This is a genomic window from Streptomyces sp. YS415 (assembly GCF_023544665.1).
Classification (GTDB): Bacteria; Actinomycetota; Actinomycetes; order Streptomycetales; family Streptomycetaceae; genus Streptomyces.
The window spans coordinates 106,163-127,820 of sequence record NZ_JAMJFL010000015.1; the positions used below are offsets into that span (position 1 = coordinate 106,163).

The window sequence follows — 21,658 nt, forward strand, 5'->3', positions numbered from 1 at the left end:
GGAGCTGACCGTCGAGCGGCTGGGGTGAGCGTGTGAACTTCTGGGAGTACCTGGCCACCCGCCACCAGCAGTTGCTCACCGACGCCTACCAGCACGCGAGCGCCGTGTTCCAGTGCATGGTCATCGCGACCCTGCTGGGCGTGCTGATCGGGGCCGTCACCTATCGCAGCGACTGGGCCGGGAACCTCGCCACGACGACCACCTCGGCCATCCTGACCATTCCGTCGCTCGCCATGATCGGTCTGCTCATCCCGATCGTCGGCCTCGGCGTCCCGCCCACGGTGATCGCGCTGACGCTGTACGGGCTGCTGCCGATCGTGCGCAACGCGATCGTCGGACTGCGCGGGGTCGATCCCACCCTGGTGGACGCGGCCAAGGGCATCGGGATGTCCCGGCTGATGCGGCTGGCCCGGATCGAGCTGCCGCTGGCCTGGCCGCCGATCCTGACCGGCATCCGGGTCTCCACACAGATGCTGATGGGCATCGCGGCGATCGCGGCCTACGCCTCGGGTCCCGGCCTCGGCAACGAGATCTTCCGCGGCATCGCCTCGCTGGGCAGCAAGAACGCGCTCAACCAGGTGCTGGCGGGCACGCTCGGGATCATCGTCCTGGCCCTGCTGTTCGATGCCGCGTACGTCCTGATCGGACGGCTGACCATTCCCAGGGGGATCCGTGCCTGAGTCCAGTACGTCCGGTACGTCCGGGGCCTCGATCGAGCTGGAGAACCTGACCAAGCGGTATCCGGGCAGTCCTGCCCCGGCCGTCGACAACGTCAACATGGAGATCCAGGCGGGCGAGATCGTCATCTTCGTGGGCCCGTCGGGGTGCGGGAAGTCCACGACGCTCAAGATGATCAACCGGTTGATCGAACCGACCGGTGGCCGGATCCGGATCGGCGGTGAGGACGTCACCGACATCGACCCGGTGAAGCTGCGCCGGAAGGTCGGGTACGCCATCCAGTCGGCCGGTCTGTTCCCGCACATGACGGTCGCGCAGAACATCGCGCTGGTGCCGAAGATGGTCGGCTGGCCCAAGGGGCGGATCAAGAACCGGGTGGAGGAGCTGCTCGACCTGGTCGGGCTCGACCCGGGGGAGTTCCACGGCCGCTATCCGCGCCAGCTCTCGGGCGGTCAGCAGCAGCGGGTGGGCGTGGCCCGGGCGCTGGCCGCCGATCCCCCGGTCCTGCTGATGGACGAGCCGTTCGGCGCGGTCGACCCGATCACCCGGGACCATCTGCAGGACGAGCTGATCAGGTTGCAGCACGAGCTGCACAAGACGATCGTCTTCGTCACCCACGACTTCGACGAGGCGATCAAGCTCGGTGACCGGATCGCCGTGCTGCGCGAGCACTCGCACATCGCCCAGTTCGACACCCCGGAGGCGATCCTCACCAACCCGGCCGACGACTTCGTCTCCGGGTTCGTCGGCGCCGGCGCGGCGCTGAAGCGGCTGAACCTGACGCGCGTACGGGACGTGGAGATCACCGACTACCCGACGGTGACCGTGGACGACCCGCTCCAGGAGATCTTCAACAAGCTCCGCTCCAGCGGCACCAACGAGATCCTGCTGCTCGACAAGCGCGGCCGGCCCTACAAGTGGCTGCGGCGGGGCGACCTGATGCGGGCCAAGGGCTCCCTGGCCCGCGCGGGCACGCTGGTGCACGACACGGTCACCCGGGACGCCACCCTGCGCGACGCCCTGGAGGCGGTCCTCACCGACAACGCGGGCCGGGTCGCGGTCACCGGGCGGCGCGGCGCGTACGAAGGCGTCGTCGACATGGAGACGCTGATGAACTCCGTGCACGAACTGCTGGAGGCGGACCGGCTGGAGGCGATGGAGCACCAGCACGATCTGGAGTCGGCGCGGGCGCCCCAGACGCACGCCGAGCAGGAGGGCATGGGAGGGGAGGAGAAGGCGTGAGCACCTCCCCCGAGCAGCGGCAGCGCCCCGAGGGCGAACACGAGGTCAAGGGGCTCGCCTTCCGTGACGACGACGAGGCCGAACCGGAGGCGCCCCCGCCGCGGGCGGTCACCGCCCGCCGGGTGAGCTGGCAGAAGCTGACCTTCCTGCCGGCGCTGCTGGTGGCGGTGCTGCTGGCGACCTGGCTCTGGTTCCGGCAGGCCGACCTGGACCCGATCTCCGAGAACGCGCTCGCCGACGGCCAGGTGTCCAAGGCGCTGTGGCAGCACATCGAACTGACCGTGGTCTCCACCTTCTTCGTGCTGATCATCGCGATCCCGCTGGGGATCCTGCTGACCCGCAAGGCGTTCCGCAAGGCGACCCCGGTGGCGATGACCATCGCCAACATGGGCCAGGCCACCCCCGCGATCGGCCTGCTCGCCCTGCTGGTGATCTGGCTGGGCACGGGCACGAGGTCGGCGCTGATCGGCATCACCCTCTACGCGATCCTGCCGGTGCTGTCGAACACGATCGCGGGCCTGAAGGCGAACGATCCGACGCTGCTGGAGGCGGCGCGCGGCATCGGTATGTCCTCAATGGGCGTGCTGTCCCGGGTCGAGCTGCCGCTGGCGGTCCCGCTGATCCTGGCCGGGGTCCGCACGGCCCTCGTCCTGAACGTGGGCACGGCGACTCTGGCGACCTTCGGCGGGGGCGGCGGCCTGGGGGTGCTGATCACCACCGGCATCACCAACCAGCGCATGCCGGTGCTGGTGCTCGGCTCGATCCTCACGGTGTCGCTGGCCCTGCTGGTGGACTGGCTGGCCTCGCTGGCCGAACTGCTGCTCAGGCCGCGCGGACTGGAGGTGGGGACATGAGACGGGCCGCGTGTCTGCTGCTGACCGGGGCGCTGGTGTCCGCCTGCGGGTTGACCAGCGGCTCCCCCATGGTCGACGACGTCCGGCCCGGCTCGATCGGCAAGGGCGAGCCGCTGAAGGGCGCCGATCTGACCGTCACGTCCAAGGAGTTCAGCGAACAGCTGATCCTGGGGGCGATCATGGGCATCGCCTTCCAGGCGGCCGGCGCTGATGTGCTGGACCGCACCGGGATCCAGGGCTCGATCGGCTCGCGGGAGGCGGTCAAGAGCGGCGCGGCGGACGCGGACTACGAGTACACCGGCACCGGATGGATCAACTACCTCGGCAACACCGAGCCGTTGCCCGATCCGCGCGAGCAGTGGGAGGCGGTGCGGGACGCGGACCGCGAGAACGGGGTGACGTGGCTGGAGCCGTCACCTTTGAACAACACCTACGCCCTGGCGATGAACCGGGCCAACGCCGAGAAGTACGGCACGAAAACGCTGTCGGACGTGGCGGAGCTGGCGAAGAAGGACCCGGGCGCGGTGACGCTGTGCGTGGAGAACCAGTTCGCCAACCGGGCGGACGGGCTGCCGGGCATGGCGAAGGAGTACGGCATGGACATCCCGGCGAAGAACGTCACCCAGATGGACACCGGGATCATCTACACGCAGGCGGCGAAGGGCAGCTGCACCTTCGGCGAGGTCTTCACCACCGACGGCCGGATCAAGTCGATGGACCTGGTGGTGATGGAGGACGACAAGAAGTTCTTCCCCAACTACAACGCCGCCCCGATGGTCCACACGAAGACGCTGGAGGAGTACCCGGAGATCGCGGACATCCTGGCCCCCGTCACGAAGAAGCTGAACAACACGGTGGCGCGGGAACTGAACGCGAAGGTGGACGTGGAGGGCGAGGACCCGCACGAGGTCGCGCTGGAGTGGATGCTGCAGGAAGGGTTCGTCGAGGAGGGCTGAGCGCTAGCAGCTCGGCACGTTGCCCTCGCCCTTCTCCAGGGCGATCAGGGAGTCGATGGTGCCCTGGAGGGTGGTGACCGGGATGAGGCGCAGGCCCTTGGGGAGTTCCGCCTTCGCGTCCGAGCACTCCGCCTCGGGGACGAGGAAGACGGTCGCGCCGTCCCGGCGGGCGGCCTGCGTCTTCAGGGCGACTCCGCCGACGGCGCCGACCTTGCCGTCGGCGTCGATGGTGCCCGTACCGGCGATGCTGCGGCCGCCGGTGAGATCGCCGCCGCTGCCGTCGCCGTCCAGCTTGTCGACGATGCCGAGGGAGAAGAGCAGGCCGGCGCTGGGTCCGCCGACGTCGGCGAGTTCCAGGCCGACCTTGATCTTCCTGGCGTCGAGGTCGAGGTAGTTCAGGGCGGCCTCGGTGGCGTCGTCCTGGGACTCGCGCATCTGCTCGGTGTTGTACTTCTCGATCTCGTCGGTGCTCTTGTCGCTGGGGTAGACCGCGTCCCGGGGCATGACGGCGCGGTCGGTGCGGAACCAGGAATCGAGGATGTCCGGGAGGGACACGCTGGTGTCGGGGCCGGTGGCCTCGATGGTGGTCATCCGCAGCTGCCCGCTGGTCTTCCGGGTGGCCGCCCCGGAGATCGTGATCACCGGCTCCCCCTTGTTCTCCCCGAGCACGTTCGCCGTCATCCCGGGCTGGGTGAGGGAGAACGGCAGCGGCACGAAGGCGGCCGAGGCCAGCAGCCCGACGACGGGCAGGGCGCACACCGCGAGGGCCCGGGGGCGAGAGAGACGAGAGAGCACGGAGTCAATCTAACGTGACGCCGAACGCCCCGGGCGGACAGGCGGCGTCAGCGCAGCGCCTCCGCCACCTCCCGGGCCGCGTCCACCACACGCGGGCCGACCCGTTCCGGGACCGCGTCCGCCAGCATGACCACGCCGACGCTGCCCTCGACGCCGGTCACCCCCAGCAGCGGCGCCGCGGCCCCGCTCGCGCCGGCCTCCAGCTCGCCGTGGGTCAGCGTGTACCCGGGCTCCTCCGGCGACTGCCGCCGGGCCTCCAGGATCGCCTTGCCGGCGGCCCCGCGCTCCAGCGGATGCCGGAAGCCGGCCCGGTAGGCCACGTGGTAGTCCGTCCACGTCGGCTCCACCACCGCCACGGCCAGGGCCTCGGCCCCGTCCACCAGCGTCAGGTGGGCCGTCGCCCCTATGTCCTCGGCCAGCGAGCGCAGCGCGGGCAGCGCGGCCTCCCGGACCAGCGGATGCACCTGGCGGCCGAGGCGCAGCACCCCCAGCCCGACCCGGGCCCGGCCGCCCAGGTCCCGGCGTACCAGGGCGTGCTGCTCCAGCGTGGCGAGCAACCGGTAGACAACGGTCCGGTTCACACCCAGTTTGTTGGATAGCTCGGTGACGGTCAGCCCGTGGTCCGTGTCGGCCAGCAGCTTGAGGACGCGCAGTCCCCGGTCGAGCGTCTGAGAGGTCTCCGCGGTCACGACGCCCACTCCTTAGTGGTGAGGTCGACGGCCCCCTCGCGGCAGATGCGTCACCGAGTCCCGTCGGTGACGCGCTTCAGAGGCCGCCGATCGGCCGGCGGTCCGGCCTGTCCGGACCGCGTCGCTTCACGGCTGCGCTCCGCGGCGGCGCTGCCACGGGGCGTGTGCGTAGCGGGACAGTAGCGAAGCCGGTTCGCTGAGCGGAAGGCTCCGTCCAGAATCCGGGCACCGGCCGGTACGGCCTGCTTGTGTTTGTCCAGTTACGTACGGCACACGAATCCTCCGGGCCGCGCGCCCGGGCTCACCGCATCCGGGTCGCCCACTCCTGGACCTTCGCGATGCGCTGCCGCAGCTGGCCGGCCGTCGCCTCGGCGCTCGGCGGTCCCCCGCACACCCGCCGCAGCTCGGTGTGGATCACTCCGTGCGGCTTGCCGCTCTGGTGGACGTACGCGCTGACCATCGTGTTGAGCTTCTTGCGCAGCTCCATCATCTCCTTGTGCGAGACGACGGGCCGCCGCTCGGCGGGCAGTTCGAGGAGGTCGGCCTCGGTGTCCGGCTTCTTGCGGCTGTGCGCGATCTGCCGGGCCTGCCTCTTCTGGAGCAGCAGCTGGACCTGGTCGGGTTCCAGCAGTCCGGGAATGCCGAGGTAGTCCTGCTCCTCCTCGCTGCCCGGGTGCGCCTGCATGCCGAACTCGGCGCCGTCGTAGAGGACCCGGTCGAAGACGGCCTCGGACTCCAGCGCCTCGAAGGAGAACTGCTCCTGCTCGCCGGTGTCCTCGTCCTGCTCCTTGTTCGCCTCCTCCATCTCCTTCTCGGACTCGGCGTAGGGGTCCTCCTCGCCCTCCTTCTTCGGCTTGTCGAGGGCGTGGTCGCGTTCCACCTCCATCTCGTTGGCGAAGGTGAGGAGGTCGGGGACGGTCGGCAGGAACACCGAGGCGGTCTCGCCGCGCCGCCGGGACCGCACGAAACGGCCGACCGCCTGGGCGAAGAAGAGGGGCGTGGAGATGGTGGTGGCGTACACGCCGACGGCGAGCCGGGGCACGTCGACGCCCTCGGACACCATGCGGACGGCGACCATCCAGCGGTCGTCGCTGCCGCTGAACTCGTCGATCCGCTTCGACGCTCCGATGTCGTCGGACAGCACGAGGGTCGGCCTGGTGCCGGTGATCTCGCGGATGAGCTTGGCGTAGGCGCGGGCGGAGTCCTGGTCGGAGGCGATGACGAGGGCGCCCGCGTCCGGGATGCCCTTGCGGACCTCGGTCAGGCGCTGGTCGGCGGCGCGCAGCACGCTCGGCATCCACTCGCCGCGCGGGTCGAGCGCGGTGCGCCAGGCCTGCGAGACGGCGTCCTTGGTCATCGGCTCCCCGAGCCGGGCCGCGATCTCGTCGCCGGCCTTCGTCCGCCAGCGCATGTTGCCGCTGTAGGAGAGGAAGATGACGGGCCGCACGACCCCGTCCGACAGGGCCGTCCCGTAGCCGTAGGTGTAGTCGGCGGCCGAGCGCCGGATGCCCGCGTTGTCCTCCTCGTAGGTGACGAAGGGGATCGGGTTGGTGTCGGACCGGAAGGGCGTACCGGTCAGCGCGAGCCGGCGGGTGGCGGGCTCGAACGCCTCCAGGCAGGCCTCGCCCCAGGACTTGGAGTCACCGGCGTGGTGGATCTCGTCGAGGATGACGAGGGTCTTGCGCTGCTCGACACGGTTGCGGTGCAGCATCGGCCGTACGCCGACGCCCGCGTAGGTCACCGCGACGCCGTGGTAGTCCTTGCCGAGGGGGCCCGCGCTGTACTCGGGGTCGAGCTTGATCCCTATCCGCGCGGCCGCGTCCGCCCACTGCTTCTTCAGGTGCTCGGTCGGCGCGACCACGGTCACCTGCTGCACGACATGGTGGTGCAGCAGCCAGGAGGCGAGGGTGAGGGCGAAGGTCGTCTTGCCGGCGCCCGGGGTCGCCACCGCGAGGAAGTCACGCGGCTGCTCCTGGATGTACTTCTCCATCGCCCCCTGCTGCCAGGCACGCAGCTTGCCGGCGGTACCCCAGGGGGCCCGGCCGGGGAAGGCGGGGGAAAGGTGGTGCGAGGAGGAAGCGGCGGTGGTAGTCACGGTCTCCGTGGGGGTCGGGCTACGTATGACAACCGGGCCACCCTACCGGCGCCGGGGTCCCGTCCATGTGCGGACGAGGCCCGGCGACCGGCGGGTGGGATCCACATCACAACTGCCGCAGCCGCCCCGCGATCACCGCGATGTCGCTCTCGCCTCCGGAGGCGACAGCGATGACCAGGTCGTACGCGGTGTCCTGGTCGCAGTCGACGAGGGGGTGGTTCATGGCGAGGGCGTGCAGGAGCGCGGCGGCCTGCTCGTACGGATCGACGCAGGCCTGCGTGCCGACCATCCGGGCGCGCGGCCGGCGCACGGCGGAGGCGAGCACCCCGGCGTCCCGCACTGCGGGGCCCGTCCGCCGAAGGCGATCCGGGCCATGGTCCCGACCTCGGCGACGGTGAGGTACCCGTCGTTCGCCGAGCCTGCGCAGCAGACCGGCGGCGGCCCGCACCGGCGAGGCCACCGCCGCCACCCGCTGCGCCACGCCGCCGCCGATCATTTCGCCACGACGGATTCACGGTTCACGCCGGGGCCCAGCCGGGTCGTCACCCACACACCCGCCAGCGCCACCGCCGCCATCGGCAGGAACACCGCGGCGAAGGCCGCCGGATGCGAACCGGAGGCCCCGGCGGCCGTGTGGCCCGCCGTGCCGCCGCCGAGGGCGGCGAAGGCGGCGCCGCCCACGGAGAGCAGGACGACGTTGGACAGGGCGTCGGAGATCTGCAGGGAGGCGGAGTTGGTGCCGGCCTCCTCGGGCGCGGAGAGCTTCAGCAGCAGCACGCTGGCGGAGGAGATCACCAGGCCCATCCCGAAGCAGCCGAACGACCAGACGACGGCCAGGGTCCACACGGGCACGGCGTCGATCAGCACGGTCGGCGCGGCGGCGACGGCGGCGGCCACCAGCACCATCCCAAAGGTGGTCAGCCGCTCCCGGTACGGCTCCAGGCGCGGCCTGGACTGCACCCAGGAGCCCGCCGCCCAGGTCCCGCCGCCGGCCGCGAGGGAGAACCCGGCCAGCGTCGGGGAGAGCCCGCGCTGGGTGACCAGCATCAGCGGGACGAACGACTCGGCGGCGATGAAGGAGCCCGAGGCGACCCCGCGCAGCAGCACGACGGACGGCAGGCCCCGGGCGGCGCGGTAGGTGCCGGGCGGGAGGAGGCCCAGGGCGGCCGGGACGAGCAGCGCGGCGCCCACCAGGCCGGGCAGCAGGGAGAGCGGGCGCAGGTCCTGGGCGGCGTACTGGAGGAGGCCCGCGCCGAGGGAGATCCCGAGGGCGAGCCGGATGCGGCGGCGGTCTAGGGCGGGGGCCGTGCCGGCCACCGGCCCGGAGGCGCGGCGCCTTATCTGCGGCAGGGCGAGGGCCAGGGGGAAGACGACGAGCACCGGGATGCCGAGGAACACCCACCGCCACCCGAGCTGCTCGGTCACCACTCCGGAGGCCAGCGGCCCGACGATCGACGGCACGACCCAGCTCGCCGCGAAGGCGGCCACGATGGCGGGCCGCAGCCGGTCGGGATAGGCCCGCCCGATCACCACGTACAGCCCGACGATGACCAGCCCGCCGCCGAACCCCTGCACCGCCCGCCCGAGCACGAACGCCCACATCACGGTGGCCGTCCCGGCCAGCAGCAGCCCGGCGGCGAATGCCCCGATCCCGGCGGTCACCGGCCCCAGCGGCCCCCGCCGGTCCGCCCACTGCCCGGCCAGCACCATCGCGAACAGGGAGGTGGTGAAGAACCCGGAGAAGGCGAAGGCGTACGACGCCACGCCGTCCAGCTCCCGGGCCGCGACCGGCATGGCCGTCCCCACGGCCGTCGCCTCGAACGCGATCAGCAGCACCACGGACACGATCCCGATGCTGAGCGCCCGGTAGGACCGGCTCAGCACGGTGTCGGCCGGGTCGGGCTCGTCGGATGTCGTCAGGGCATCGGTGTCACGCGGATCAAGGGCGGCCATGCCCGCCAGTGTGCGGCCCGATCCCACCCCTGCCCCCTGCCGGAAGTCCCCCCGCCCCTCGGACCTTGGTCGTAGGACCGCCTTCGTGAACGCGGCATGGCAGTCCCGTTGCGGCCCCCGGCGATCCCTTGTCCCCCTCCCCCACCCCTGCCTACGGTCGGACCATCGAACACGGCAGCAAGCCAGGACCGAGTTCGCACAAGGCCGTGTGCCCGAGTGGTTCAGGGGCTCGCCTGCAAAGCGAGTTACGTGGGTTCGAATCCCGCCACGGCCTCCACGAGGCTTCCGTGATCAGGTGGCCGCCCGGCGCTGTCGCTCGCGCCTCAGGGGCGGTTCGTGCACCCGTGCAGCAGCCACAGGGTGAAGGCCAGGGTGGAGATGTCCGCGTCCAGGGGCTGGGGGCGGGCGGCGGGGGTCCAGAGCAGGAGGCCGCCGGAGTCGCCGTCCAGGAGGAGGCGGTGGGGGCGGTCGAGGTGGCCCAGGAGGATCAGGCGGTCCGCCTCCGCAGGGAGGTGCGGGACGGGCTCGTCCGCGTAGGCCTCCGTCAGGGTCGGGAGGACCGAGTCCGGGTGCAGGCGGAACAGGGCGTGTTCGTCCGGCAGGCCCGTCTCGCGCAGGAAGCGGCGGGTCGGTTCGTGGGTGAGGGCCGCCGGGAAGTCGACGTCCTCGAAGCGCATCACCCCGGCCCGGCCGAACTCCTCGGCGAGCAGCCGCGGCGGGACCGAGACCGCGAGTCCCGACGCCGCCGGCCCGGCCGGTTCCGGGCCCGCGACCAGCGCCAGGGTGCTGATCAGACGTCCGCCCCGCAGCAGCGGATCCGGCCTGGTGATCGTGGCGTTCATGGTGTCCCCCCGTACGTGTCCCGACACCTCGGAACAGTACGCCGCACCACTGACAACGCCCCTCCGGCGCGTCAGGCGCCGCCCGTCACCACCGCCGCCTGCGGGCGGATCGGCAGCCGGTTCACGGGGCGGCCCGTCGCGGCGCGCACCGCCGACGCGATGGCCGCGGGCGACGCGACCACCGGCACCGCGCTGACCGACTTCGCGCCGAACGGCGCCACCACGTCCCGCTCCTCCACCAGCTTCACGATCTTGATGTCCGGCGCGTCCAGGGCCGTCGGCAGGGCGTACCCCGTCAGGTCCGGGTGCCGGATCGAGCCGCGGGCCGTGCGCAGGTTCTCCGTGAGCGCTATGCCGACGCCCTGCGTGACGCCCGCCTCGATGCGGGCCGCCAACTGGGCCGGGTTGAGGATCCGGCCGACGTCCTGGGCGAGCGCCAGCTCCACCACACGCACCGACCCGAGTTCGATGTCGACGTCCACGACCGCGCGGACCGCGCAGAACGCCATGCCCACGAAGGCGTCGCCCTGCCCCGACTCGTCCAGCGGCTCGGTGGGATGCGGGCGGCACTGCGCGGTCGCCCACAGCTCCTTGCCGTCCAGCGCCTCGGACACAGTGGTCGACAGGACGCCGTCGTACGACGTGATCTTGCCGTCGGTGATCTGGAGGAGCTCGGTGGACATGCCGAACTTGTGCGCCAGCGGCTGGAGCAGCTGGGTGCGGACCATCTTCGCCGCGCGCTCCACCGCGCCGCCCGACACCCAGGTGTGGCGTCCGCGGCAGCCGGCGCCCGCCGGGGGCTGGTCGGTGTCGACGGGGGCCACATGGACCTCATCGATGCCGAGGGTGTCCTGGACGATCTGCCGGGCCAGCGTCGTGAAGCCCTGCCCGGTCTCGACCGCCGCGCACAGGACCGTGGCGACCCCGTCGTGCACCTTGACGGTGGCCGTGGAGACCTCGTCGGCGCCCTCCGCGCCCAGCATGTGCACCATGCCGAGCCCGTAGCCCACGCCCCGGCGCACCGCGCCCGGTTCACCGGCGCCCTCGGGCCCGCCGGGCAGCAGCCACTCGTCCTCGGGGGTGTCCTTGGGCAGCGGGGGCAGCGGGAAGTCGCGTACCGCCTGGAGGAGTTCGGCGACCGGCGCCGGGCAGGTCACCGTCTGGCCGGTGGGCAGGACGTCGCCGGTGGCGAGGGCGTTGCGCAGGCGCAGCTCCGCCGGGTCGACGCCGAGCTTCTTGGCCAGCTTGTCCATCTGCGCCTCGTAGGCGGCGGCCACCTGCATGGCGCCCTCGCCGCGGACGTGGCCGGAGGGCGGGTTGTTGGTGCGGACCGCCCAGCCCTCGATGAAGGCGTTGGGGACGACGTACGGGCCGCAGGCGAAGGCGACCGCGGCGGCGAGCGCCTCCGAGGAGGTGTCCGCGTACGCGCCCGCGTCCAGCAGGATCTGCGCCTCGACCTTGACCAGCGTGCCCTCGGCGTCCGCGTGGTGGCGGTATCTGAGCAGCGTCGGATGCCGGTGGACGTGGCCGAGGAAGGACTCCTCGCGGGTGGCCGTCAGCTTCACCGGGCAGCCGGTCCGCAGCGCCAGCAGGCCGAGCGGGAGCTGGAAGCCCTGGTCCTCGCGGTCGGCGGTGGCGCCGGGCACGCCGGTGACCACGACCTTGACCTGCTCGGGCGCCAGGCCGTAGCAGGCGGCGGCGGTGTCGCGGTCGGTGTGCGGGTCGGTGGAGGCCACGTACAGCTCCACGCCGCCGTCCGGGCGGGGCACCGCGAGGCCCGCCTCGGCGCCGATGGGCGCCGGGTCCTGGCGGCCGATGCGGTAGAGGCCCTCGACGACGATCTCGCCGGTCGCGTCGGGGTCGCCGTGGCGCAGCGGGATGTGCCGGATCAGGTTGCCGTCGGGGTGCAACGGCTCGGCCTCGAAGGCGTGCTCGGGGTCGGTGACCGGGTCGAGCACTTCGTACTCGACGATGACGGCCGCCGCGGCCATGCGCGCGGTGTCGGGGTGGTCGGCGGCGACGGCGGCGATGGGCTCGCCGTGGTGGCGCACCACCTCGGAGGCGAAGACCGGGCGGTCGGCCCTGCCGCGGCCGTGCACCGGGGTGCCGGCGACGTCCTCGTGGGTGACGACGGCGTGCACGCCGGGCATCTCGCGCGCGTGGGTGGTGTCGATCGACAGGATGCGCGCGTGCGCGTGCGGGGAGCGCAGCACGGCCGCCCACAGCAGGCCCTCGGCCCACAGGTCGGCCGCGTAGGGGAAGGTGCCCTCGGTCTTGGCCCGGGCGTCGGCGGCCGGCAGGGAGACGCCGAGGCCGTGCGGGATCGGTTCGCGGGTGGGGGCTGTCTCCGCGGGAGTGGGCGCGGTGGCGGCTTCGTTGCTCACGCCTGGCCTCCGTCCTGTCTGTACGCCTGGTCATGCGGTGCCTGGCGGGGCTCGAAGGCCGACGGATGCACCCCGCCGGCGCCGGGGCCCGCCTGGTGCGGGATGCGTGCCTCGTCGGAGTCGCCGTCGCCGGCGCTGTGCGCCTCGCGTTCGGCGACGACCTCCTTGACCGCGTCGACGACGCCCCGGTAGCCGGAGCAGCGGCACAGGTTGCCGCACAGCGCCTGGCGGGTCTCCAGCTCGGTCGGGGCGGGGTTGCCCTCCAGCAGGTCGTGCACGGTCATCGCCATGCCGGGCACGCAGAAGCCGCACTGGACGGCGCCGCACCGGGCGAGCGCGCGCTGCACGTCGGAGGGCTGTCCGTCGGCGGCGAGCCCCTCGACGGTACGGACCTCGCTGCCGGCGGCGGTCACGGCGGGCACCAGGCAGGAGGCGACGAGCCGTCCGTCGACCTGGACGTTGCAGGCTCCGCACTCGCCCTGCGAGCAGCCGTCCTTGGCGCCCGCGAGCCCGAGCCGCTCCCGCAGCACGTACAGCAGCGACTCGCCGATCCAGGCGTCGGTGACGGGCCGGTCGGCGCCGTTGACCCGCAGCACGTAGGAGGCGAGCGGGTGTTCCTCGCCGGGCAGCGAGGACTCGGAGGACGCGGACGGCTCTACGGCGCTCTCGGCGGCGTTCCCGGCTTCCGCGGGCTCCTGGGCCCTCTCGTCGGCCCCGTCGGCCTCACGGGCCTCTGGAGCGTCCTGTGAGGCCCCCTGGGCGTCCTCGGGGGCGTCGTGCGGGGGCTGTTCGGGTTCGGCTGCCCCGGCGTCGGCGGGCACGTGCGTGTGCGGGGCGTTCTCCTCGGCGGTGTGCTCCGCCGGTTCGGGCGGCTGCGGTCCCCACGGTTCGCCGATCGCCTGGGTCGCCCAGGGCGCGGCGGCGCCGCCGGGGAGGGTGGCCGGCGGGGTGCCGCCCCACTGCTCGACCAGTGCGGAAGTGGTGAACTCGCCCGATTCGTCCGGAAGGTCGCCGCCCGCGACGGGGATCGACCACTGGCCGGTGACGTCATGGCCGGGCGCGCTCCCGGTGGCCGGGGCGTCCTCGAAGGTCCACTGCCCGGTGGCGCCGGGGTTGTACCTGAACCGGTCGTTCCCGGCCTCCTCGGTCCCCGCGTTCGCGTCGGGCCACTGGACGCCGCCCGGGGGCAGCGTCCAGGTGCCGGTGGCCGCGGGATCGGTGCCCGCGGTGGTGGCGGGCGTGACCGTTATGGGCGGCGGCACGTAGCCGTGGCCGGGTGCGGCCAGCGGACTGTCGGCGGAGGCCAGCAGGGCGTCGACGCCGCCCTCGGGAAGCTCCACGAAGGCGGTGGCCCCGTCGTCGTAGTCGCCCTGCGGCAGCGGGTCCCAGCGGCCCGCGCCCTGCCGGGCGCCCTCTCCGTGCTGGTCGTCGGTCACGACAGCGCCCTCCCCAGTGCTCGTCGGGCCAGCGCGGCGACGGTGCGCCGCAAGTGCAGTACGGCGGGCGGCAGCGGCTCCACGGAGCCGTCCTGGGCCGGCACCGGATCGGGGATGCAGGCGGCGGCGACGTACTCGCCGAAGGCGGCCAGCGCCTCCGGGACGATCGCGCGGTCGTTGTCCCAGTCGATCAGCTGCGCGACCCACTGCTCGGCCTCCAGGGGCCGCAGCGGCATCGGCGCTATGGCACCCACGGCGCACCGCACCCCGCGCCGGGCGGGGTCGAGGACCAGCGCCACGGAGGCCAGGGCGCGCCCGGGTCCGGTGCGCCCGGTCGCCTTGAGGAAGACCTGGGGGGCGTGCAGCAGCGGCACGCGCACGTAGCCGATGAGTTCGCCGGCCCGCAGCATCTCCATGCCGGCCAGCAGATGCGACACGGGGATCTCCCGGCGGGCCCCGCCCGGTCCGGCGATGATCAGCGTCGCCTCCAGGGCGGCCAGCACCGGCAGCGCGTCGCCGGTGGGGGCGGCGGTGGCGATGTTGCCGCCCAGGGTGCCGGCGTTGCGGATCTGCGGCGGGCCCGCGGCGCGCGCGGACGCGGCGAGCGCCGGGATGAGGGCGGCGAAGTCGGGGCGGCCCATGCGGGCGTGGGTGAGCCCCGCGCCGAGCAGGGCGTGGCCGTCCTGGTACTGCCAGCCGCGGATCTCGCTGATCTTGCCGAGGCCGACGAGCGCGGCGGGCCTGAGCTGCCCGGAGTTGACGGAGGCCATCAGATCGGTGCCGCCGGCCACGGGAACGGCGGCCGGCATGACGGCGAGCGCCGCCACGGCCTCGTCCAGTGTCGTGGGCAGCGTGACGGCCTGCCCCGCCTGCGGTGCGTGCGTGGTCAAACCGGCTGCCCCTTCCCGCTGCCCCACCTGGTCCCACCTGTTGCTGCCGTACGGTACGTGCTGACAGGGCGGACGTGGCAACTCTGGCACATCTTCGCAGGGCTCGAACGCGGGGGTCCGCTAGGAGGCATTCGCCCACTTCACCGGGGAGATGGTCCGTTTTGGTGCGGCATCTCCGGTGCGCGCGAATTGCCTCTCTTCGGTGACCCTGCCGCGGTTTCTCCGCTACCTGTTCGGGGGCGGCCCGTCGAGCGGGCGGCCGAGCACTCCGGGACGCCGCTGCCACGGACGCGGTCCGGTGGGCGGGCGGTAGGCGACACCCAGGGCGTCGAGGCGGGCGTAATGGGCCGTCATCCGCCGCTCGAAGCCGGCGAAGTCCCGCTCCTGCGGGGCCGGCAGGCGGCTCCACGCCACCTCGGCGAAGGCCGCGAGCCGGGGAAACGCCTGGTAGTCCACGCGCCCCTGGTCCTCCATCACCTCGGTCCACACATTGGCCTGCGTCCCGAGCACATGCCGCGCCTCCTGCTCGGTCAGGGCGGGCGGAACGGGCTCGAACCGGTAGACGTCCTCCAGGGTGCGGACGTACCCGATGGGCACCGGCTCGTCCTCGCCCCCGTCCTGGCGGTGGTCCAAGTACACGTACTGCTCGGGGCACATGACGACGTCGTGTCCCGCGCGCGCGGCGGCGATCCCGCCCTGGTAACCGCGCCACGACGAGACCGCGGCGCCCTTGGCGAGGCCGCCCTCGAGGATTTCGTCCCAGCCGATGAGTCTGCGCCCGCGCGCGGAGAGCCAGTTGTCGAAGTGCCCGATGAACCACGCCTGGAGTTCGTCCTCGTCGGCGAGTCCGAGTTCGGCGATACGGGCCTGCGCGGCCGGTGACTGCCGCCACTGGTCCTTCAGGCATTCGTCGCCGCCGACATGGACGAACTCCGAGGGGAACAGCTCCAGGAGTTCCTCGAACACCCCCTCGTAGAAGCGCAGGGTGCTGTCAGTGGGGGCGAGTACGTTGGCGGTGATTCCCCAGCTGTCCCAGACCGTCAGGGAGGTGGTGTCGATGACGTCGGTGTTGCCGAGTTCCGGGTATGCGGCGATGGCGGCCTGCGAGTGCCCGGGTACGTCGATCTCGGGGACCACGGTGATATGCCGCTCGGCGGCGTAGGCGACGATTTCCCGGATGTCGTCCTGGGTGTAGTAGCCGCCGTGCGGCTTCTCCTCCCACAACGGTGAGGCGCGGTGGCCGAATTTCGTACGGGCCCGCCAGGAGCCGATTTCGGTGAGCCGGGGGTACCTCTTGATCTCGACGCGCCAGCCCTGGTCGTCGGTCAAGTGGAGGTGGAGGACGTTGAGTTTGTGCGCGGCCATCAGGTCGAGGTAGCGCAGGACCCCGTCCTTGGGCATGAAGTGCCGGGCCACGTCGAGCATGAGGCCGCGCCAGGCGAAGCGGGGCGCGTCCGCGATCTCCACCTCGGGCAACTCCCATGCGGTGCGCCCCAGGTGGGCCCGGCGGAAGGCGTCGGGGCCGAGCAGCTGCCGCAGCGTCTGGGCGCCGTGGAAGGCGCCGGCCGGGTCACCGCTCCTGATCAGCGCGCGGTCGTCGCGGACGGTGATGCGGTACCCCCCGGGCGGGAGCGCGTGGTCGTGGCGCAGCTCCACCGAGTTCGGCGCGGCCCGTCCGGGCGGCCCGGGTTCGCCCTGCCGGAGCGGCAGGCCGGTGGCCGCCTGCAAGGTCGTACGCAGCCAGCGTTCGGCGCTGCCCACACCCGGTCCCGCCGTGAGCGTGGTGTCCTCGTCGAGCGTGAACACCCGCTCGCCGTACGCCGTGACGCTCAAGGGCGCCGGAATCAATTCGGTCACGTCAGCCCTTCACCGCTCTGTCCGCGTTGCACCATGCGCAATAGCTGTTCTGCTCTGCACAACGACAGCGGAAGGCTATGGACTGCGGGAACCTGTCCACAAGAGGTCTCGACCACTTGGTGCCCACGCGAAGGCCCCCGTGACGCGCCTCGGCGCGCCCCGGGGGCCTTCGAAGAGTCGGACGACCGCAGGGCCGGACGACGGGCGGTCTACTTCTTGTCGCCGCCCTTGCCCTTGCCCTTGTCGTCGCCACCGCCGGCGCCCATGGACTCGTAGATCTCCTTGCACATGGGGCACACGGGATACTTCTTCGGGTCGCGGCCGGGCACCCAGACCTTGCCGCAGAGCGCCACGACGGGGGTCCCGTCGAGGGCGCTCGCCATGATCTTGTCCTTCTGGACGTAGTGGGCGAAGCGCTCGTGATCGCCGTCGCCGTGGGACACCTGCGGCGTCGGCTCTACGAGGGTCCCCGTACCAGTCCCGCGCTGCGGCTGGGTCTCAGGCTCAAGAGTGCTCATAACAACCAAGAGTACTGAAGCTCACAGGGGTCAGTTGAGCGAAGGGTCGTCCGGATACGTGGCCACCATCGCGAGCTCGTTGCGCTGGCGGCGCAGGACCTCGCGCCAGAGCCGCTCGGGGGCCGGGGAGGACACATCACCGGGCTCCGACTCCACGACGTACCAGGCGCCCTCCACCAGCTCGTCCTCCAGCTGACCAGGCCCCCAGCCGGCATACCCGGCGAAGATCCGCAGCGAGCCGAGGGCGGAGGCGAGCAGCTCGGGCGGGGCCTCCAGGTCCACCAGCCCGATCGCGCCGTGCACCCGGCGCCAGCCCAGCGGCGCGCTCTCGCCGCTCGCCCCGCCGGGGATGACGGCGACGCCGAGAGCGGAGTCGAGGGAGACCGGACCGCCCTGGAAGACGACCCCGGGGGCGCCGGCCAGCTCGCCCCACCCCTCCAGGATGTCGCCCACGTCCACCGGGGTCGGACGGTTGAGGACGACGCCGAGGGAGCCCTCCTCGTCGTGGTCGAGGAGCAGCACCACCGCACGGTCGAAGTTCGGGTCCGCCAGGGCGGGCGTTGCCACGAGCAGCCGCCCTGTGAGCGAGGACACCTCGGTCATGCCAGACATGATCCCGCATCTTCCCTTCGCATGGGGAGGCAATCCGGGTAAGGGAGTGAACGCAGCTCAGCGACGGATCGAGCGCCCCCGGCGCACACCGGCCCCCGGTGACCGCTCGTGCCCGCCGGCGAACCGTTCGTGTTGTGACACAGCCATGACGTATCCGGGCCGTCCTCGGGCTTACAGAAGGGGGGCCCACGGCGATTACCCTGTTTCCTCGGCCCCTGCCCCACTCATCGGAACGCGAGATACATGACCGTCAACGACGATGTCCTGCTTGTCCACGGCGGAACCCCGCTGGAGGGCGAGATCCGTGTCCGCGGCGCGAAGAACCTCGTGCCGAAGGCGATGGTCGCCGCCCTGCTGGGCAGTGAGCCAAGTCGGCTGCGCAATGTTCCGGACATCCGTGACGTGCGTGTCGTACGCGGGCTGCTCCAATTGCACGGGGTGACGGTCCGTCCGGGCGAGGAGCCCGGCGAACTGGTGATGGACCCCTCGCACGTGGAGAGCGCGAACGTCGCCGACATCGATGCCCACGCGGGTTCCTCGCGCATCCCCATCCTCTTCTGCGGCCCGCTCCTGCACCGCCTCGGGCACGCGTTCATCCCGGGTCTCGGCGGCTGCGACATCGGCGGCCGGCCCATCGACTTCCACTTCGAGGTGCTGCGGCAGTTCGGGGCGACGATCGAGAAGCGGGCGGACGGCCAGTTCCTGCAGGCTCCGCAGCGGCTGCGCGGCACGAAGATCCGGCTGCCGTACCCGTCGGTGGGCGCGACCGAGCAGGTGCTGCTGACGGCCGTCCTCGCGGAGGGCGTCACGGAGCTCTCGAACGCGGCCGTCGAGCCGGAGATCGAGGACCTGATCTGCGTCCTGCAGAAGATGGGCGCCATCATCGCGATGGACACCGACCGGACGATCCGCATCACCGGTGTGGACAAGCTCGGCGGCTACAACCACCGCGCGCTGCCGGACCGGCTCGAGGCGGCCTCCTGGGCGTCCGCGGCGCTGGCGACCGAGGGCAACATCTACGTCCGGGGCGCCCAGCAGCGCTCGATGATGACGTTCCTGAACACCTACCGCAAGGTGGGCGGCGCCTTCCAGATCGACGACGAGGGCATCCGCTTCTGGCACCCCGGTGGCCAGCTGAAGTCCATCGCGCTGGAGACGGACGTGCACCCCGGCTTCCAGACGGACTGGCAGCAGCCGCTGGTGGTGGCCCTGACCCAGGCGACAGGCCTGTCGATCGTCCACGAGACGGTCTACGAGTCCCGCCTCGGCTTCACCTCCGCGCTCAACCAGATGGGCGCCCACATCCAGCTCTACCGCGAGTGCCTCGGCGGCTCCGACTGCCGCTTCGGGCAGCGCAACTTCCTGCACTCGGCGGTCGTGTCGGGCCCCACCAAGCTCCAGGGCGCCGACCTGGTCATCCCCGACCTGCGCGGCGGCTTCTCCTACCTCATCGCCGCCCTCGCGGCCCAGGGCACGTCCCGCGTCCACGGCATCGAACTCATCAACCGCGGCTACGAGAACTTCATGGAGAAGCTTGTCGAGCTGGGCGCGAAGGTGGAACTGCCGGGCAAGGCGCTCGGCTAGCCTGCGCCGTACGAAAACGCCGATGGGGCGGTCACCCTGGTCAGGGTGACCGCCCCATACGCGTTCACTGCACGCCGGTCAGGGGGCGCGGGGAACTGCGCGAGACACCACAACGGGTCCGCAGTCGCCCACGGCGCCGAGCCGCAACGGCGAACAGGCGTCCTTACTTGCCCTTGGCGGCTTCCTTGAGCTTCGAGCCCGCGGAGACCTTCACGCTGTAGCCGGCCGGGATCTGGATCGGGTCGCCGGTCTGCGGGTTGCGCGCGGTGCGAGCGGCACGGTGGGTGCGCTCGAAAGTCAGGAAGCCGGGGATGGTGACCTTCTCGTCGCCCTTGGCAACGATCTCGCCGACGGTCTCGGCGAACGCGGCCAGCACGGCATCGGCGTCCTTGCGGGTCACCTCGGCGCGGTCGGCCAGGGCGGCCACCAGCTCACTGCGGTTCATGTTGTTACTCCCGTGTTCTTCTTGCTGTTGAGGCGTGCCACGCGGCGGAGCCGCACATTGGGCACAGCGAAGCCGATGCTGCCAGGGTCCTCGGACAGTCCCCGGACCCGGGTCCGGCGTCAGACCCTCGCGCCCAGAGACGCATCCTGCCCCTACCTGCGGCGGGAAAGCCAATCCGGCACCCGTCCGAGTCGTGAGAACACCCTTGGGAGTCACACGAAAAGAGGGCCTGAGCCTGGCCGTCACCATAAACGGCTGCCCCAGGCCCTCGGTTCCACGACGCGCCGCGACCGGGGCTGCCGTGGCGATCGTCACGTCGTCAGACGCCGGAGTGGTCGCCCGGCGCGAGCCCGGCCGCCTTGGCCGCTTCCCGCACCGCACCCGCCACCGCGCCCGCGACCTTGTCGTTGAAGACGCTCGGGATGATGTAGTTCGGGTTCAGCTCGTCCTCGGTCACCACGTCCGCCAGCGCCTTCGCGGCCGCGAGCATCATCTCGGTGTTGACCGTGCGGGACTGCGCGTCCAGCAGACCGCGGAAGACACCCGGGAAGACCAGCACGTTGTTGATCTGGTTCGGGAAGTCGGAGCGGCCGGTGGCCACAACTGCCGCCGTCTGGCGGGCGATTGCCGGCTCCACCTCGGGGTCGGGGTTCGCGAGCGCGAACACGATGGCGCCGTCGGCCATCGCGGCCACGTCGTTGCCGTCGAGGACGTTCGGCGCCGAGACGCCGATGAAGACGTCCGCGCCCCGCACGGCCTCCTTCAGCGTGCCGGTCAGGCCCTCGGGGTTGGTGTTGTCGGCGATCCAGCGCAGCGGCGAGTCGGGCGCGGCGTCCACCAGGTCCTCGCGGCCCGCGTGCACCACGCCGTGGATGTCGGCGACGACGGCGTTCTTCACCCCGGCCGCGAGCAGCAGCTTCAGGATGGCCGTACCGGCCGCGCCGGCGCCGGACATGACGACCCGGATACCCTCGATCGACCTGCCGGTCACCCGCAGGGCGTTGGTGAGCGCCGCGAGCACCACGATGGCGGTGCCGTGCTGGTCGTCGTGGAAGACGGGGATGTCGAGGGCCTCGCGCAGCCGCGCCTCGATCTCGAAGCAGCGGGGCGCCGAGATGTCCTCGAGGTTGATGCCGGCGAAGCCGGGGGCGATGGCCTTGACGATCTCGACGATGGCGTCGGTGTCCTGGGTGTCCAGGCAGAGCGGCCAGGCGTCGATCCCGGCGAACCGCTTGAACAGGGCCGCCTTGCCCTCCATGACCGGCAGCGCGGCCTTGGGGCCGATGTTGCCGAGGCCCAGCACCGCGGAGCCGTCCGTCACGACCGCGACGGAGTTGCGCTTGATGGTGAGCCGGCGGGCGTCCTCGGGGTTCTCGGCGATGGCCATGCAGACCCGGGCCACCCCCGGGGTGTAGATCATGGACAGGTCGTCACGGTTGCGGATGGGATGCTTGGACTGCATCTCGATCTTGCCGCCGAGGTGCATCAGGAACGTACGGTCCGAGACCTTGCCGAGGGTGACGCCCTCGATGCCCCGGAGCTCCTCGACGATCTCGTCGGCGTGCGCGGTGGACGACGCCGCGATGGTGACGTCGATACGGAGCTTCTCGTGCCCGGACGCGGTGACGTCGAGGCCGGTGACCGAGCCTCCGGAGGACTCCACGGCGGTGGTGAGCTGCGAGACGGCCGTTCCGCTCGCGGGCACCTCCAACCGGATGGTCATCGAGTAGGAGACGCTGGGCGCCGTTGCCATGGCCGACTTCCTCTGCTTTCACCGTGTCGCGAAGTTGTGCCGTCCGATCGTCGCACCTACCGCTGAGTACGTGGT

The 21,658-nt window shown here is 71.9% G+C and carries 19 protein-coding genes and 1 tRNA gene; 6 read left to right on the forward strand and 14 right to left on the reverse strand.

Annotated elements, in window-relative coordinates:
• Positions 1 to 32: 32 nt before the first annotated feature.
• From M8H82_RS20980 to M8H82_RS20995, 4 genes are read left to right on the forward strand one after another with little or no spacing between them, the layout of a single operon-like run.
• A complete protein-coding gene (locus M8H82_RS20980) occupies positions 33 to 680 on the forward strand; it encodes an ABC transporter permease (protein ID WP_250076360.1) in 648 nt (215 codons plus the stop codon).
• Entirely contained in the window at positions 673 to 1,920 is a 1,248-nt protein-coding gene (locus M8H82_RS20985; RefSeq protein WP_250076361.1) for a betaine/proline/choline family ABC transporter ATP-binding protein, read from the forward strand. The genes M8H82_RS20980 and M8H82_RS20985 overlap by 8 nt, the downstream gene beginning before the upstream one ends.
• Positions 1,917 to 2,774, forward strand: a complete 858-nt coding sequence (locus M8H82_RS20990; RefSeq protein WP_250076362.1) for an ABC transporter permease — start codon at positions 1,917 to 1,919, stop codon at positions 2,772 to 2,774. Before M8H82_RS20985 ends, M8H82_RS20990 begins: the two co-directional genes overlap by 4 nt.
• Positions 2,771 to 3,730 carry a glycine betaine ABC transporter substrate-binding protein gene (locus M8H82_RS20995; RefSeq protein ID WP_250076363.1) on the forward strand — a complete coding sequence of 320 codons (960 nt, stop codon included), beginning with the start codon at positions 2,771 to 2,773 and terminating at the stop codon, positions 3,728 to 3,730. The genes M8H82_RS20990 and M8H82_RS20995 overlap by 4 nt, the downstream gene beginning before the upstream one ends.
• A 3-nt stretch (positions 3,731 to 3,733) precedes the next feature.
• Here M8H82_RS20995 and M8H82_RS21000 read toward each other — a convergent pair whose 3' ends face one another.
• The 5 genes from M8H82_RS21000 to M8H82_RS21020 all read right to left on the reverse strand — a co-directional run bounded on the left by M8H82_RS21000 (position 3,734) and on the right by M8H82_RS21020 (position 9,262).
• Entirely contained in the window at positions 3,734 to 4,525 is a 792-nt protein-coding gene (locus tag M8H82_RS21000) for a S16 family serine protease (RefSeq protein ID WP_250076364.1), read from the reverse strand.
• Between the two features lie 47 nt (positions 4,526 to 4,572).
• Positions 4,573 to 5,214: an IclR family transcriptional regulator gene (locus M8H82_RS21005; protein ID WP_250076365.1), complete on the reverse strand. Its 642-nt coding sequence runs from the start codon at positions 5,212 to 5,214 to the stop codon at positions 4,573 to 4,575.
• Positions 5,215 to 5,515: 301 nt separating this feature from the next.
• Positions 5,516 to 7,309, reverse strand: coding sequence for a DEAD/DEAH box helicase (locus M8H82_RS21010; RefSeq protein ID WP_250076366.1), 1,794 nt, complete (start codon positions 7,307 to 7,309; stop codon positions 5,516 to 5,518).
• Between the two features lie 106 nt (positions 7,310 to 7,415).
• A complete protein-coding gene (locus M8H82_RS21015; RefSeq protein ID WP_308293267.1) occupies positions 7,416 to 7,649 on the reverse strand; it encodes a hypothetical protein in 234 nt (77 codons plus the stop codon).
• A 152-nt stretch (positions 7,650 to 7,801) separates the two neighbouring features.
• Positions 7,802 to 9,262: an MFS transporter gene (locus tag M8H82_RS21020; protein ID WP_250076367.1), complete on the reverse strand. Its 1,461-nt coding sequence runs from the start codon at positions 9,260 to 9,262 to the stop codon at positions 7,802 to 7,804.
• 202 nt (positions 9,263 to 9,464) lie between these two features.
• Between M8H82_RS21020 and M8H82_RS21025 the strand changes: the two genes are divergently transcribed.
• Positions 9,465 to 9,539: transfer RNA gene (locus M8H82_RS21025), tRNA-Cys, on the forward strand.
• A gap of 46 nt (positions 9,540 to 9,585) precedes the next feature.
• On the opposite strand, the gene M8H82_RS21030 is transcribed toward M8H82_RS21025, so the two are convergent.
• The 7 genes from M8H82_RS21030 to M8H82_RS21060 all read right to left on the reverse strand — a co-directional run bounded on the left by M8H82_RS21030 (position 9,586) and on the right by M8H82_RS21060 (position 17,792).
• On the reverse strand, positions 9,586 to 10,104 hold the full coding sequence (locus M8H82_RS21030) for an SUKH-4 family immunity protein (protein WP_308293268.1): 519 nt from the start codon (positions 10,102 to 10,104) through the stop codon (positions 9,586 to 9,588).
• A 71-nt stretch (positions 10,105 to 10,175) separates the two neighbouring features.
• Entirely contained in the window at positions 10,176 to 12,488 is a 2,313-nt protein-coding gene (locus M8H82_RS21035) for a molybdopterin cofactor-binding domain-containing protein (RefSeq protein WP_250076368.1), read from the reverse strand.
• Positions 12,485 to 13,924, reverse strand: coding sequence for a 2Fe-2S iron-sulfur cluster-binding protein (locus M8H82_RS21040; RefSeq protein WP_250076369.1), 1,440 nt, complete (start codon positions 13,922 to 13,924; stop codon positions 12,485 to 12,487). The genes M8H82_RS21035 and M8H82_RS21040 overlap by 4 nt, the downstream gene beginning before the upstream one ends.
• A complete protein-coding gene (locus M8H82_RS21045) occupies positions 13,921 to 14,814 on the reverse strand; it encodes a xanthine dehydrogenase family protein subunit M (protein ID WP_250076370.1) in 894 nt (297 codons plus the stop codon). Before M8H82_RS21045 ends, M8H82_RS21040 begins: the two co-directional genes overlap by 4 nt.
• A gap of 225 nt (positions 14,815 to 15,039) precedes the next feature.
• A complete protein-coding gene (locus M8H82_RS21050; protein ID WP_250076371.1) occupies positions 15,040 to 16,671 on the reverse strand; it encodes a beta-N-acetylhexosaminidase in 1,632 nt (543 codons plus the stop codon).
• Between the two features lie 209 nt (positions 16,672 to 16,880).
• Complete coding sequence (locus tag M8H82_RS21055) at positions 16,881 to 17,189, reverse strand: DUF3039 domain-containing protein (protein ID WP_250076372.1); 309 nt, start codon at positions 17,187 to 17,189, stop codon at positions 16,881 to 16,883.
• A gap of 30 nt (positions 17,190 to 17,219) precedes the next feature.
• Positions 17,220 to 17,792, reverse strand: coding sequence for a YqgE/AlgH family protein (locus tag M8H82_RS21060; protein ID WP_250076373.1), 573 nt, complete (start codon positions 17,790 to 17,792; stop codon positions 17,220 to 17,222).
• A 252-nt stretch (positions 17,793 to 18,044) separates the two neighbouring features.
• Between M8H82_RS21060 and murA the strand changes: the two genes are divergently transcribed.
• Positions 18,045 to 19,385: a UDP-N-acetylglucosamine 1-carboxyvinyltransferase gene (gene murA / locus M8H82_RS21065; RefSeq protein WP_250076374.1), complete on the forward strand. Its 1,341-nt coding sequence runs from the start codon at positions 18,045 to 18,047 to the stop codon at positions 19,383 to 19,385.
• A 163-nt stretch (positions 19,386 to 19,548) separates the two neighbouring features.
• Here the strand turns inward: murA and M8H82_RS21070 are convergent, their stop codons facing one another.
• The gene (locus M8H82_RS21070; RefSeq protein WP_007382399.1) at positions 19,549 to 19,830 is read right to left on the reverse strand and encodes an HU family DNA-binding protein; all 282 of its coding nucleotides are present in this window, start codon (positions 19,828 to 19,830) and stop codon (positions 19,549 to 19,551) included.
• A gap of 319 nt (positions 19,831 to 20,149) precedes the next feature.
• Positions 20,150 to 21,583: an NAD-dependent malic enzyme gene (locus M8H82_RS21075; RefSeq protein ID WP_250076375.1), complete on the reverse strand. Its 1,434-nt coding sequence runs from the start codon at positions 21,581 to 21,583 to the stop codon at positions 20,150 to 20,152.
• Positions 21,584 to 21,658: the final 75 nt, after the last annotated feature.